Annotated in this window: 13 protein-coding genes; 8 read left to right on the top strand and 5 right to left on the bottom strand. The window is 66.3% G+C overall.

Going from position 1 to position 13,305, the window contains the following annotated elements; genetic code table 11:
- Positions 1-159 precede the first annotated feature (159 nt).
- Positions 160-1,407, top strand: a complete 1,248-nt coding sequence (locus tag DK389_RS18405; protein ID WP_109891671.1) for a peptide ABC transporter permease — start codon at positions 160-162, stop codon at positions 1,405-1,407.
- A gap of 3 nt (positions 1,408-1,410) precedes the next feature.
- Here DK389_RS18405 and DK389_RS18410 read toward each other — a convergent pair whose 3' ends face one another.
- The 3 genes from DK389_RS18410 to argB all read right to left on the bottom strand — a co-directional run bounded on the left by DK389_RS18410 (position 1,411) and on the right by argB (position 3,579).
- Positions 1,411-1,821: a metallopeptidase family protein gene (locus DK389_RS18410; RefSeq protein WP_109891673.1), complete on the bottom strand. Its 411-nt coding sequence runs from the start codon at positions 1,819-1,821 to the stop codon at positions 1,411-1,413.
- Positions 1,818-2,561 (bottom strand): pyrimidine 5'-nucleotidase, encoded by a 744-nt coding sequence (locus DK389_RS18415; RefSeq protein ID WP_109891675.1) that lies wholly within the window; start codon positions 2,559-2,561, stop codon positions 1,818-1,820. Before DK389_RS18415 ends, DK389_RS18410 begins: the two co-directional genes overlap by 4 nt.
- A gap of 124 nt (positions 2,562-2,685) precedes the next feature.
- Entirely contained in the window at positions 2,686-3,579 is an 894-nt protein-coding gene (argB, locus tag DK389_RS18420) for an acetylglutamate kinase (RefSeq protein WP_109891677.1), read from the bottom strand.
- Positions 3,580-3,943: 364 nt separating this feature from the next.
- On the opposite strand from argB, the gene DK389_RS18425 reads away from it, so the two are divergent.
- A complete protein-coding gene (locus tag DK389_RS18425; protein WP_109891679.1) occupies positions 3,944-4,153 on the top strand; it encodes a hypothetical protein in 210 nt (69 codons plus the stop codon).
- Positions 4,154-4,339: 186 nt separating this feature from the next.
- Positions 4,340-4,585, top strand: a complete 246-nt coding sequence (locus tag DK389_RS18430) for a hypothetical protein (RefSeq protein WP_109891681.1) — start codon at positions 4,340-4,342, stop codon at positions 4,583-4,585.
- A 27-nt stretch (positions 4,586-4,612) separates the two neighbouring features.
- On the opposite strand, the gene DK389_RS18435 is transcribed toward DK389_RS18430, so the two are convergent.
- Positions 4,613-5,389 carry an MOSC domain-containing protein gene (locus tag DK389_RS18435; protein ID WP_109891683.1) on the bottom strand — a complete coding sequence of 259 codons (777 nt, stop codon included), beginning with the start codon at positions 5,387-5,389 and terminating at the stop codon, positions 4,613-4,615.
- Between the two features lie 199 nt (positions 5,390-5,588).
- On the opposite strand from DK389_RS18435, the gene clpB reads away from it, so the two are divergent.
- The 3 genes from clpB (at position 5,589) to DK389_RS18450 (ending at position 10,405) form a co-directional block, all read left to right on the top strand.
- Positions 5,589-8,219 carry an ATP-dependent chaperone ClpB gene (gene clpB / locus DK389_RS18440; RefSeq protein ID WP_109891685.1) on the top strand — a complete coding sequence of 877 codons (2,631 nt, stop codon included), beginning with the start codon at positions 5,589-5,591 and terminating at the stop codon, positions 8,217-8,219.
- A 77-nt stretch (positions 8,220-8,296) separates the two neighbouring features.
- Entirely contained in the window at positions 8,297-8,980 is a 684-nt protein-coding gene (locus tag DK389_RS18445) for a metallophosphoesterase family protein (protein WP_109891687.1), read from the top strand.
- Between the two features lie 234 nt (positions 8,981-9,214).
- On the top strand, positions 9,215-10,405 hold the full coding sequence (locus tag DK389_RS18450) for a glycoside hydrolase family 191 protein (protein ID WP_109891689.1): 1,191 nt from the start codon (positions 9,215-9,217) through the stop codon (positions 10,403-10,405).
- A gap of 24 nt (positions 10,406-10,429) precedes the next feature.
- Here the strand turns inward: DK389_RS18450 and DK389_RS18455 are convergent, their stop codons facing one another.
- Positions 10,430-10,993, bottom strand: coding sequence for a sugar O-acetyltransferase (locus tag DK389_RS18455; RefSeq protein WP_109891691.1), 564 nt, complete (start codon positions 10,991-10,993; stop codon positions 10,430-10,432).
- A gap of 352 nt (positions 10,994-11,345) precedes the next feature.
- Here DK389_RS18455 and DK389_RS18460 point away from each other — a divergent pair, with 352 nt between their 5' ends.
- Positions 11,346-11,828 (top strand): hypothetical protein, encoded by a 483-nt coding sequence (locus tag DK389_RS18460; protein ID WP_109891693.1) that lies wholly within the window; start codon positions 11,346-11,348, stop codon positions 11,826-11,828.
- A 27-nt stretch (positions 11,829-11,855) separates the two neighbouring features.
- A complete protein-coding gene (locus tag DK389_RS18465) occupies positions 11,856-13,301 on the top strand; it encodes a putative bifunctional diguanylate cyclase/phosphodiesterase (protein ID WP_109891695.1) in 1,446 nt (481 codons plus the stop codon).
- The last annotated feature ends 4 nt before the right edge of the window (positions 13,302-13,305 follow it).

Genomic DNA, 13,305 nt, shown 5'->3' on the forward strand with positions numbered 1-13,305 from the left:
CGTCCGGTCCCCGACGCAGGGGTGGCCTGCACAGTTGGCGGCGGCTGTGACAGAATGTGTTGCCCAGGGTCTACAGCCGCTCGGTTTCGCCTGCTCTAGGAGAGAATGGCACGCGCGGATGGAGGCCCCCGCGCCGGCCCACGGTCTGCCAGTCGCATCATGTCGCGCGCGTCCAACACCACTGTCGATCCCGCGCTCGATGCGGCGGCGCTCCTGCGCCGCGTCGGGTTCTTCGGCCTGTTCGTGATCATCCCGGTCGTCGCACAGGTCGGCCGCCGCGCGACCGTCGTGCTGACGCCGATCGCCATCGTGCTGCTGATCCTCGCGAGCGCCCTCGACGGGCGCCAGCGCCCGCTGAGACCGGCGATCTCCGCGCTCGTGCGCTCGCCCGCCTTCCTGGCGGGCTCCCTCGTGATCCTGTGGGCAGCGCTGTCGCTCGCCTGGACGCCGTTCCTCGGCTCCGCCGCCGAGCGCGTGCTCAACCTTCTGGCGACGATCCTGCTGACGCTCGCGGGGTACCTCGCCCTGCCGGACAGGATGCGCTCGGCAAACCTCTACCTGCTGCCCCTCGGCGTCACCGCGGGCGGCATCGTGGCGGTCATGATCGGATTGTTCGGGGATGCCCTGGTCCGGAGCGGCGCGGAGGACGACCAGATCCTCGATCGCGGCCTGATCATGCTGGCGCTGCTCGTCTGGCCCGCCATCGCCTGGCTGCGCTCGCGGCACCGAGACCGGGAGGCGCTGGTCACCGCGCTGATCGTGGCCGCGGCCATAGCCGCCTCGCCTAAGGCGACGCAGATCATCGCCCTCACGATCGGCGCCGCCGCGTTCCTGCTGACGACCGTCAGCCCGCGCATCGGTGTCGCCGTCACGGCCGGGATCACGGCCGCGCTCCTCGCGCTCGCTCCGCTGATCCCCTTCGTCGGACGGCCGATCGGAGCGACGCTGCTCGGATCGGGGCATCCGGGCGTGCTCTCGCTCAAGGCGTGGCAGAAGGTGGTCACCTCCGAGCCGGTCCGGCTCGTCACCGGTCACGGCTTCGAGACGGCTCTGCGCGGGCGCGCTTACAACCTGCTGCCTGGGAATGCGCCGAGTACGATGCTGTTCGAGCTGTGGTACGAACTCGGCATCGTCGGGGCCCTGGCGGCGGCCTACGCCCTCTACATCTCGATCCACCGGATCGGGCGGGACGCCCCGGCCCTGGCGCCGGGTGCGATGGCGGCCATCGCCACCGCCTACACGATCGCCTGCATCGGCATCGGGCTCGCCGTGATGTGGTGGTTCACGACGCTGACCGTGGCGATCCTCGTCTTCGTCTCGATCCAGCGGGGCCAGTTCCGCTCGCGCCGGCCCAAGATAAGCCTCCTGCGGCGCATCCGCGAGGATCGCGAGGCGGGCGCGGCTTGAGGCTCAGGACGCGTCGGCGGCCGCCTCGATCGCCTCCATGTCGGCGTCGGAGAGGCCGAAATGGTGGCCGATCTCGTGAACGAGGACATGGGTGACGAGATGGCCGAGGGTCTCGTCGTGCTCCGCCCAGTAATCGAGGAGCGGCCTCCGATAGAGCCAGACCATGTTTGGCATCTGCCCCGTCGCGACCTCGCCGGATTGTGCGAGCCCCACGCCGCGGAACAACCCGAGCAGGTCGAACTCGCTCTCGCACTGCATCTCGGTCAGCGTCTCCTCGTCGGGAAAATCGTCGACGAGAATCTGCACGCCCGCACTCAGCCTGCGGAATGCGTCCGGCAGGCGCTCGAAGGCGGAGACGGCGAGTTCCTCGATCTCGGCGAGGCTCGGGGCCTTGGCGGCGTCGAGTGCGCTCACGCGGCCTGTCCCGCGCCCTTCTCGGGCAGCACTTGCTCGGCGAGAAACCCCGCGAGATCGTTCGTGATGTAGTCGATATGCGGCTCCTTGACCGCCTCCTGCTCGAACCGCTCGCGGAACGGGTCGAGGACGGGCGGGACCACCAGCACCGTCGCCATGCCGAGATCGTGCGGCACCAGCAGGTTGCGGGCGATGTCCTCGAACAGGGCAGAGCGGCGCGGATCGACGCCGTGACGGTCCAGGAAGCGCTCGTAGGTGGAGCGCTCCGGCTTCGGCACGAAGTCCGCGGCCGCGATGTCGAACACATCCTCGAAATGGTCGAGGATGCCGAGCTTGGCCGCGACGTTCTCCGCGTGGCGGCGCGATCCGTTCGTCAGGATGAGCTTGCGCCCCGGAAGCCGCTCGATCGCGCTGCCCAGCGCCGGATCGAGCTTGATCGTGGAGTGGTCGATGTCGTGGGCGAAATCGAGGAAGTCGTGCGGTTCCACCCCGTCCTCGATCATCAGCGCCTTCAGGGTCGTCCCGTAGCGATGGTAGAAGTGCTTCTGCAGGGCGCGGGCGGAGAGCCCATCGAGCCCGTAGAGGCGCATGACGTAGAGGGTGATGCGCTCGTCCACCTGCGGCCAGACCCGCGCGTCGCTCGGATAGAGCGTGTTGTCGAGGTCGAACACCCAGGTGTCGACGCCATCGAAACGTCGCGCGTCGGTGGTGGTGAAGTGGCTGTGGTCCGGAGAGAACAAGGGTCGGAGCGCTTCAGCTTGAGACGCCGTGAGGCGTGGGCCGGGCTCCTTAAGATGGACGCCTTGACCGCAAAAGGAAAGCGGCCGGGCGAAACCCGGCCGTTCCGCCGCGGAGCGCTCCGCATCACCGCCTGCGGATAAGGGTGCCGGCGCCGTAATCCGTGAACAGCTCGAGCAGCACGGCGTGGTTCACCTTGCCATCGAGGATGACGACCGCCTCGACGCCCTGGTCAATCGCGTAGATGCAGGTCTCGACCTTGGGGATCATCCCGCCCGTGATGGTGCCGTCGGCGATGAGGCGCCTGCAATCCTCGACGGTCAGTTCGGGAATCAGGTTCTTGTCCTTGTCGAGGACGCCCGGCACGTCGGTGAGGAGCAGCAGCCGCTTCGCCCGCAGCGCCCCCGCGATGGCGCCCGCGAAGGTATCGGCGTTGACGTTGTAGGTCTGGCCGTCCGCTCCGTAGGCGACCGGGGCGAGGACGGGGATCAGCTCCGCCTTCAGCACCGCGTCGAGGACGCCGCGCTCGACGTGGTCAGGCTCGCCCACGAGACCGAGATCGAGGGCTTTCTCGACCTGACTCTCCGGATCCTTCACGGTCCGCATCGCGCGCTTGGCGCGAACCATGTTGCCGTCCTTGCCGCACAGGCCGATGGCCCGGCCGCCCTCGGCGGAGATCCAGCCGACGATCTGCTTGTTGATCGAGCCGGCGAGAACCATCTCGACGACCTCGACGGTGGGTTCGTCCGTGACGCGCAGGCCGCCGCGGAACTCCGACTGGATGCCGAGCCGCTCCAGCATCCGGCCGATCTGCGGACCGCCGCCATGCACGACGATCGGCTTCAGGCCGGATTGCTCCAGGAGAACGACGTCCTCCGCGAAGTCCTCGGCCGCCGCACGATCGCCCATGGCGTGGCCGCCGTACTTGATGACCACGATCTCCTGATCGTAGCGCTGCATGTGCGGCAGGGCCTGGGCCAGGACTTCGGCACGCACGTGCACGTTCGGAAGATCGGTCATCGCAGCCTCTGAGAACCGGAGCGAGGGACTTCGGATGCGCGCGGGCTTCTACATGACGCGGAGCCCCCTGCGAAGCCTGCCCGGCGAGAAATGCCGGACCCGTCGATAGCGCGCGTCTGAGCCTGCGGGCGACACCGGGAGCCGAAGCACGTTGAGCGAGCGTCCTCTTCAGCTCTGCCCAGTCGCCGCGGCGAAATTTCTACACTGGAATTCCGGGAGGCAAATTCAATTGTATCTTCCGAGTTAGTCGGTATTGACCACTAAGAGTTGTAATCATGCGATTGATCTGGCGAACTTTCATTTGTAAACGTGTTGTTAACCATATCAGCGAATGCTGTCAGGGCCAAACAGGACAACACATCCGATGCTCAACGCCGATCCGCTGCTGACCCGCCCGACCTTGACCAGCCCGACGCTGCTCTCCACCGCCCTCGACGGCATCCGCCTGAAAGCCGCCACCTCCGCCGAACTCTGGCACCTGCTAACCCAGAACTTCACCGTCGACCTCGACGCCGTGGCTGCGCTGGTCCCTGCGGAAGAGCCGGAGCCGGCTTGGCTGAGCGTCCGCGACTGAGCATCGGCGCCAGCGTGTGACTGGCGGTTTCCGATCACGCCAAAAACGGTATCGATCGAACCGGCACATCGCGTGCTTCTTCGATCAAGAAGGACAGTGAGGACACGCCGAAGGCAACAATCACGCGGCGGCTCGAACGCCAGAGCACAACCGCGGACCTTTCGAACCACGATCAAGGGGTCCGTCATGCCTGAACTGCTCTCTGTTGCCCTCGTCTGCGCCGGAACGCTGCTGGCCCAGGATTCCTCCCGCGAAACTGCCCTAGACGTCATCATCATGCCCGCGCGCACGCCGATGGAATGCATGCTGCAGGCCCAGACCGTGGCCGCGGCCGCTGGGTTGCCCGGTGGCGATCAGCGCTACCTCAAGATCGCCTGCGAGCGCCGCCACGTCGAAGCGGAACCGGTGCGCACGGCGCGACACGGCTCCTGATCGGCAGCGAGCGAGGAGAGGGGCGCCTCAGCCGATCACGGTGAGGGCGTCGCCCACCCGCAATGTGCCGCCCGCGACGATCTCCGCGTAGACGCCGCAATCGCGATGGCCGAGATGCCGGTCGAGGGTCCAGGGGATCTCAAGATCGCGTTGCCCGGTCACCGGATCGACATTCGTGGCGGCACAGCGCTCGGTTCGCTTCGTCACCCGGAGGCGCACGCCGTCCGGGGCTTCGAGCAGAGCGCCGACTATGCCGAGCTCGGCCCAGGGTTCCAGCCCCTCCACGAGCAGGTTGCCGCGGAAGCGCAGCGGATCGACGGGTCGATCGAGCATCGCCTCGACCGCTCGCACGCTGGCGAGATTGATGATCGATACGAAACCGGTCCGGGAATCGGTGAAGCGGTACTGCTCCGGAGCCGTCAGCACGCGCGGCTCACCGCGGAGCGACCCGGGCATGAACCGGCGTAGGAAATCCTCCAGAGCGGCGCGGCCCTCCGCGGTCGCGAGTTCCGCCGCGAAGCGCTCGCCGCCGCCCTCGACATGGAGCGTCGCCGTCGCGTCGTCGTAGCGCGTCCGGAGCTGTGCCAGTGCCTCGTCCCGCATCAGCATCAGGTACTTGATCTTGGGCAGGTGGCGCGGCGCCACTGTATTGAAGCCGGACGGGCCGTTCTCGATGGCGTAGAGCCGGTCGCCGGGAAAGTAGCCGCTCGTTTCCAGGCTCGCCGCATCGAGCGGTTCCGGACTGAGGCCCTTCACCGGGTAGCGGTAGAGGGCGGACAGGTGGAGGGTCGGTCGCTGAGCCATGTGCGAAGCGTGACCCTGAAATTCATCGGCACGCAAGCCTCGCCCGGGCCCTTGTGGTGCCGATTTGCAACACCACATCCCGGAGACTGGCGGCCTGGTGGCGCCGGGATCCTCTGCGGCATGAGCCGGAGGACGGCGTTTCGGCGAGGCCGTGCCGCGTGGCGGGCGGCGGATCGCCGATACGGGGAGGTGCAGACACGTGAATTTCGAGAAGTACACCGAGCGCGCCCGCGGCTTCGTCCAGGCGGCGCAGAACCTCGCCATGCGCGAGGGACATCCCCAGCTTCAGCCCGGCCATCTGCTCAAGGTGCTGCTCGACGATCCCGAGGGCCTTTGCGCGGGCTTGATCGACCGCGCCGGCGGCCAGTCCCGCGTGGCACTCGCCCAGGTCGAGGCCTGGATGAACAAGCAGCCCAAGGTCTCGGGGAACGCGGCGCCCCCGCAGGCGACGCGCGAACTCGTCCGCCTGTTCGACACCGCCGAGAAGGCCGCCGAGAAGGCGGGCGATTCCTACGTGACCGTGGAGCGCCTTCTCCTCGCACTCGCCGTGGAGAAGGACACCGAGGCCGGCCGCGCGCTCGCCGCCGCCGGCGTCACCGCGGCCTCGCTGAACGCGGCGATCAATGCGCTCCGCAAGGGCCGCACCGCCGACAACGCGAGCGCCGAGAACGCCTACGACGCGCTGAAGAAGTATGCCCGCGACCTCACCGAGGCAGCCCGCGAGGGCAAGCTCGACCCGGTGATCGGCCGCGACGAGGAGATCCGCCGCACGATCCAGGTTCTGTCTCGGCGCACCAAGAACAACCCGGTTTTGATCGGCGAGCCCGGTGTCGGCAAGACGGCTATCGTCGAGGGTCTGGCGCTTCGCATCGTGAACGGAGACGTGCCGGAATCGCTTCGCGAGAAGTCTCTGCTCGCCCTCGACATGGGCGCGCTGATCGCGGGAGCGAAGTATCGCGGCGAGTTCGAGGAGCGCCTGAAGGGCGTGCTCTCCGAGGTGACGGCCGCGGAGGGCGGCATCATCCTGTTCATCGACGAGATGCACACCCTGGTCGGCGCCGGCAAGGCGGACGGCGCGATGGACGCCTCGAACCTTCTGAAGCCTGCACTCGCCCGCGGCGAGCTGCATTGCGTCGGCGCGACGACGCTCGACGAGTACCGCAAGCATGTCGAGAAGGACGCGGCGCTGGCGCGGCGCTTCCAGCCCGTCTTCGTGTCCGAGCCGACGGTCGAGGACACGATCTCGATCCTGCGCGGCATCAAGGAGAAGTACGAGCAGCACCACGGCGTGCGCATCCAGGATTCGGCGCTGGTGGCCGCAGCGACGCTCTCGAACCGCTACATCACCGACCGCTTCCTACCCGACAAGGCGATCGATCTCGTCGACGAGGCCGGCTCGCGCCTGCGCATGCAGGTGGATTCGAAGCCCGAGGAACTCGACAACATCGACCGGGAGATCGTGCGGCTCAAGATCGAGGGGGAGGCACTCAAGAAGGAAGCGGATTCCGCGTCCCGCGACCGTCTCCTGCGGCTCGAGAAGGAACTCGGCGATCTGGAGGAGCAGTCCGCCTCGATCACGGCTCGCTGGAAGGCGGAGAAGGACAAGCTCGGCGCCGCTGCCGACCTCAAGCGCAAGCTCGACGAGGCCCGGACCGACCTCGCGAATGCTCAGCGCCAGGGCCAGTACCAGCGCGCGGGCGAGCTCGCCTACGGCGTGATTCCGGGTCTGGAGAAGCAGCTCGCCGAGATCGAGGCGCAGGCCGAGAGTGCGGTAGCGCGCGACGGCATGATGGAGGAGGCGGTGACGCCGACCCACATCGCCGCCGTGGTCTCCCGTTGGACCGGCGTGCCGGTCGACAAGATGCTGGAGGGAGAGCGCGAGAAGCTGCTGGCGATGGAGGAGGCGCTCTCCAAGCGCGTTGTCGGCCAGCGCGAGGCGGTCGAGGCCGTCGCCACGGCCGTCCGCCGGGCGCGCGCCGGTCTCCAAGACCCGAACCGGCCGATCGGCTCGTTCATGTTCCTCGGCCCGACGGGCGTCGGCAAGACGGAGCTGACCAAGGCACTCGCCGGGTTCCTCTTCGACGACGACACCGCCCTCGTGCGCATCGACATGTCCGAGTACATGGAGAAGCACGCGGTGGCTCGCCTCATCGGCGCGCCTCCGGGCTACGTCGGCTACGAGGAGGGTGGGGCCCTGACCGAGGCCGTGCGGCGCCGGCCCTATCAGGTCGTGCTGTTCGACGAGGTCGAAAAGGCGCATCCGGACGTCTTCAACGTCCTGCTCCAAGTGCTCGATGACGGGCGGCTGACGGACGGGCAGGGCCGGACGGTCGATTTCCGCAACACGCTGCTGATCATGACCTCGAATCTCGGGGCCGAATATCTGGTCAATCAGCGCGAGGGTGAGGATTCGGACGCGGTCCGGGACGAGGTGATGGGCGTGGTGCGCAGCCACTTCCGCCCCGAGTTCCTGAACCGGATCGACGAGATCATCCTGTTCCACCGCCTCAAGCGGTCGGAGATGGGCGCGATCGTCGACATCCAGCTCGGGCGCCTCGGCCGCTTGCTGGAGGACCGCAAGATCACCCTCGACGTCGACGAGGAGGCACGAACCTGGCTCGCCGACAAAGGGTACGACCCGGCCTACGGGGCTCGTCCCCTGAAGCGGGTGATCCAGAAGAACGTGCAGGATCCGCTCGCCGAGTTGATCCTGTCCGGCAAGGTCCATGACGGCGAGACAGTGCCGGTGCATGTCGGGCCGATGGGCCTGATGCTCGGCGACACCACGGTCGGTGCGGAGCGGCGGCCAGCGAACGCGACCCTGAACTGAATGCGACCTGCCCCGGCAATCCGAAGTGGATCGCCGGGGCTTTTCTTTGCGCTCCCGCGCGGGAACAGTGCGGGACGATGACCGACGTTCTCACCTACGCCATCGGCGACATTCACGGCTGCTGCGATCTTCTGGACGCCCTTCTCGCGAAGATCGAGGCGCACCGGGCAGGCAGGCCGCACCGTCTTGTCTTCCTCGGCGATTACATCGACCGCGGCCCCGACAGCGCGGGCGTCATCCGGATGGTACGGCGTCTGCACTGGAGCGACCCCGAACGCGTCACCTGCCTCATCGGAAACCACGAGGCGATGCTGCTCGCCTGCCTGCACACGCCGGGCGCCACAGAGCATTGGCTGCGCAATGGCGGCGGCGAGACGCTCGCCTCATTCGGCCTCGATGCGATCGAGGATTTCCCGGGCGACGTGCTCGACTGGATCGAGACGCTTCCCAGCGTGCACGCGGACGCGCAGCGCTGGTATGTCCACGCGGGATTCCGTCCGGGCTGCACGCCGCCCGACCCCGACATTCAGAACCGGATCTGGATCCGAGAGCCGTTTCTGTCCGAGGATTTCGATTTCGGCCGGCACGTGGTGCACGGCCACACGCCGCTGACCTCGGGCGAGCCCGACGTGCTGCGCCACCGGACGAACCTCGACACGGCCGCCATCTACGGCGGCGCGCTGACGGCGGGCGTCTTCAACGACGCACAGGGTCCGGCCATCGACTTTCTGAGTGTTTCCGCGCGCCGCTACGAGGGCTGACGTCCCGGCCTCGCAATGCCGGGCAAGCTTGGCCGCGACCTCATGTCGGATGATAGAGTTAGCGGATAACGCACTCCAATGGCGTGTATTTATGCGCCTGCTTCGACAGAAACTTGGAAGATATTGAGATTGTATGCTTGGGTACCAAACATCACAAATCTTTGCTGTGCCGCCTTTTTGCCGCAATTGATTTTTGTAAAGCCAAACCTTCATTTGTTATTAACTGAGGATTAAATGCCGAAAACTGGCCTCTATCTTCTGCAGGGCATCGCTCCCGCGCAGGTTGCCGCCTCGCCCTTCGACGTTCGCGTGATCGACGCCTACGACGAGAACGGCACGCTCTGGACGCGGGATCAGGTGACCCAGATGGGAGGCGGTTCGGCGGACCCGCATCTGCTGCTGGGCTATTTCAGCATCGGCGAGGCGGAGACCTACCGCGATTACTTTAAAACGATTCCGGCCGCGGCGATCGGACCGGAGAACCCGCAATGGGAAGGGAACTTCGAGGTCGCCTTCTGGACCGACGCCTGGAAGCAGGTCGCGACCCGCTACGTCGATAACCTGATCAAGGCGGGCTACGACGGCGCCTATTTCGACGTGGTCGACGAGTATCAGACCGCTTGGGCGAAGGGCCAAGTCGCAAACCCGGGACAGGCCATGGCGGACCTCGTCAAGTACCTCGCGGACTACGCGCATGCCCAGAATCCGAATTTCAAGATCTGGGCGAACAATGCCGAGGAGCTTCTGACGAACGATACCTATTTCAACGCCATCGATGGGATGTTCAAAGAGAACCTCTACTACACTGATTCCGGCCAGAAGCAGCCGGCGGACGAGACCGTATATAGTCTCGACCTCATGAACAAGATGGTCGCCGCCGGAAAGGATGTCATCGCGATCGAGTACGTCAGCGGCTCGGAGAAGGTCGCGGACGTGCACGCGCAGGCCGATCGCGATGGGCTCGGCAGCTACGTGGCCCATCTCGACCTAGACGGCATCGATTATGAGGGCGTGCGCCCCGGCGACGGCGCGGGCATCCCCGCAACTCCGGCCGAGCCGGTCGCCCCCGCTCCGGTCGATCCGACCACGAGCCCCGACACGCCCGCATCGGGAACGCCGCCGACGACCGGCGCGACCGATCCCGACGATTCCGGGACCGGCACGCAGGGCGGGGCGGCGCCGCAGAGCGGTACCGACGACCACCCGCATGCGGGTCGCCACCATGGACACGAGACCGGTTCAAAGGGGCACGACCCGCTCGCGAGCGGCGACGATTCCTTTGTGTTCCGCGGTTCAGGCGATCATTGCGGCTCTGGACGTGGACAGCAGGCGGCTGCCGAGAGCGAGGCCGGCCAGGACCCGATGAGCCTGTACCTGCAGCATAGCTGGGGCGGCCATCATCACGGCCACCACGACCACGCCTGACCAGACCTCGGTCGAACCCAGAGGTCAGCCGGATCGCGACGGGACCGACCGAGCGGGATTGCCGACCACGGTCATCCCCGCCGGAACGTCCCGCGCAACGACGCTTCCAGCTCCAATGATCGCGTCATCGCCGACGGTGACGCCGGGAAGAATCATCGCGCCGCCGCCGATCCAGACATTGCGCCCGATCGTGATGGACCGCCCGAACTCCAACCCTGACCGCCGAACCTCCGGGTCGCGCGGATGGTCGGCGGTCAGGATCTGCACGAGTGGCCCGATCTGCGTGCCCTCGCCGATCCGCACGGAAACGACGTCAAGGATCACACAGTTGAAGTTGAGGAAGACACCGGGTCCGAGCGCGATGTTGTAGCCGTAATCGCAGAAGAAGGGCGGCCGGATCACAGCATCCGCCCCCACCTCGGCCAGACGCTCGGCGAGCAATCTGCGGCGATCCGCCGTCGCCAGCGCCAGCGACGCGTTGTAGCGCACGAGCCAAGCCCGCGTTTCCGCGAGATCGACCTGAAGCTCGGGGCAGCCCGCATGGTAGAGTTCACCTGCGAGCATCTTCTCCTTCTCGGTCCGGATCATCGCTCTCCCCGACGCTCTGGCTCCGCGCGCCTCGCGGGCGGCGATCACATCTCGCACGAGATCGTGAGGATCTGAAGAGCGCTCACGAGCCGGTGATACGACGCAACCACGGCGAAACGGACAACCTTCACGATCCACAGGCTGCGATGCCAGAGCAGTCCCGCGAGCTCCACCAGAAAACCTCTCTGAACTGTGCAGCTGTGTCCTGATGGGTCAATTCGAATGAGCAGATTCTGCTCTATTGTCTGTGCATTGACAGCGCTCTGATCAAGATCACCTTCATATCTGCGTGGCTGAATACGGGCACGTCGCACCGAGACATGTGGGTGGATCGGGCGCAGGACGGCACGGCATGCAATATCTGCGCTCCCTCCTTGGCCTGTTCCTGATTGCGCCGGATCGTCCGGACCTGCATGTGGCGCAGCTCAAATCGGTCTGCAGACAGGCCCCATTGTTTTACGGCGTCATCGCGTTGAATGCCGCGCTTCTGGTTTACACCCATGCTGCCGTAGCACCGGCTCATCTCACCTACGTCCCGATGGGCCTGCTGACGATCGGGTGCGTCGTTCGATCCCTGTCCTACCATCGCCCGTCGAAGCTCGAGATCGACGCACGCGTCGCCTATCGTCACCTGCGCATCCTCAACGGCATGGTCGGCTGCCTGCTTCTCCTGCTGGTGCTCTGGTGCTTCGCGCTGATGGGTTACGGCGACGTCTACACGCGCATGCATGTCATGTTCTTCGTCGCCTTCGGCATCATGGCCTGCGTCTTCGGCCTGTTGCACGTCCGGTCCGCAGCGCTGATGGCTGTCGCGATCGCCGTGCCGTCGAGCTAGTACTTCTTCGCGACCGGAAACGGGACGGTGCGGGCCATCGCGATTGCCTTAATCTCGCTCGCGCTCACGACGACCTACCTGATCTTCGTCTACCATCGCGTCTTCACCTCGCTCGTGCAGCAGACGAGTGAGCTTCGCCGGCTGAACGACGAAAACCTGCGGCTCGCGAATATCGACCTCCTCACCGACCTGCCGAACCGGCGCAGCTTCTTCGCCAGGCTGCAGGCGGACCTGCTCAAGGCGGCGGCGCGCGGGCACGAGGTCCAGGTCGGTCTGATCGACCTCGACGGCTTCAAGCCCGTCAACGACACCTACGGCCATCCCGCCGGCGACGCCCTGCTGCGCAGGATCGGGAGGCGGCTGCGGGTCTTCCGCGGCGACACGGTGTTTCTGGCGCGTCTCGGCGGCGACGAGTTCGGAATCGTCATATCGGGTCCACCGGGATCCATTCCGGCAGCGAAGTTTGGACCAACCATCATTGCGGCCCTGTCGCGACCCATTCGCCTTGCCAAAGGGACCGTCCAGATCGGTGCCACGATCGGCTTCGCCGCGGCCCATCCCCACGAAACCGAGCCGGACAGGCTGATCGAGAGGGCGGACGGCGCCCTTTATCATGCCAAGGCGAATTCACGGGGCACGACCCTTCTGTTCAGCCAGGATCTCGACCGGACGCTGAAACGCCGAGACCTGATCGAGCAGGGCTTGCGCCAAGCCGACCTCGATACCGAGCTCATCGTGCTGATGCAGCCTCTGGTGAACGTGGCGCAGGGGCGTGTGGTCGCCTTCGAGGCACTCGCGCGCTGGCACTCTCCGCATCTGGGTACGATCTCGCCGGGCGAGTTCATTGCCGTGGCCGAGGTGGCGGACCTGATCCAGCCGATGACCGAGATCCTTCTCGCGAAGGCGCTCGCTCCCGTCTCGGACTGGCCCTACGAGATCGGGCTTTCGTTCAACCTGTCGGCGCGCGACATCATCTCGCCGCACCTCGTCCGCCGGATGGCGCGCATCATCACCGAGAGCGGGGTCGCGCCGGAACGCATCACCTTCGAGGTCACCGAGACCGCGCTGATCAGCGATTTCGATCAGGCCAAGGCGAACCTCGAAGACCTCAAGACGATCGGCTGCCGGATCGCTCTCGACGATTTCGGGACCGGATTCTCAAGCCTCAGCTACGTCCATCGGCTGCCCCTCGACCGGCTGAAGATCGACCGGTCCTTCACGAGCGAGATGGAGACGGTGCCGGTCTGTCGGGACATCGTCGGCACGATGGTCTTGATGAGCCGTAACCTCGGCCTTTCCTGCGTAGCGGAGGGGGTCGAGAGCGCTGCCCAGGTGGCGCTCCTGCGTGCGCTCGGCTGCGATACCATGCAGGGCTACTTCTTCGCCAAGCCGATGCCGATCGAGCATCTCGCCGGCTTTCTGGACGGATTCTCCGACGCCGCCGCGGGTTCCGGCACTGCTTGTGCCGCATGAGCGC

The sequence above is a fragment of the Methylobacterium durans genome (assembly GCF_003173715.1).
Classification (GTDB): domain Bacteria; phylum Pseudomonadota; class Alphaproteobacteria; order Rhizobiales; family Beijerinckiaceae; genus Methylobacterium; species Methylobacterium durans.

Excerpts from the sequence above, each read along its gene's own strand:
- DK389_RS18405 (WP_109891671.1), top strand. The coding sequence starts at position 160 with ATGTCGCGCGCGTCCAACACCACTGTCGATCCCGCGCTCGATGCGGCG.
- argB (WP_109891677.1), bottom strand. The coding sequence starts at position 3,579 with ATGACCGATCTTCCGAACGTGCACGTGCGTGCCGAAGTCCTGGCCCAG.
- DK389_RS18425 (WP_109891679.1), top strand. The coding sequence starts at position 3,944 with ATGCTCAACGCCGATCCGCTGCTGACCCGCCCGACCTTGACCAGCCCG.
- DK389_RS18430 (WP_109891681.1), top strand. The coding sequence starts at position 4,340 with ATGCCTGAACTGCTCTCTGTTGCCCTCGTCTGCGCCGGAACGCTGCTG.
- DK389_RS18435 (WP_109891683.1), bottom strand. The coding sequence starts at position 5,389 with ATGGCTCAGCGACCGACCCTCCACCTGTCCGCCCTCTACCGCTACCCG.
- DK389_RS18445 (WP_109891687.1), top strand. The coding sequence starts at position 8,297 with ATGACCGACGTTCTCACCTACGCCATCGGCGACATTCACGGCTGCTGC.
- DK389_RS18450 (WP_109891689.1), top strand. The coding sequence starts at position 9,215 with ATGCCGAAAACTGGCCTCTATCTTCTGCAGGGCATCGCTCCCGCGCAG.
- DK389_RS18455 (WP_109891691.1), bottom strand. The coding sequence starts at position 10,993 with ATGATCCGGACCGAGAAGGAGAAGATGCTCGCAGGTGAACTCTACCAT.
- DK389_RS18460 (WP_109891693.1), top strand. The coding sequence starts at position 11,346 with ATGCAATATCTGCGCTCCCTCCTTGGCCTGTTCCTGATTGCGCCGGAT.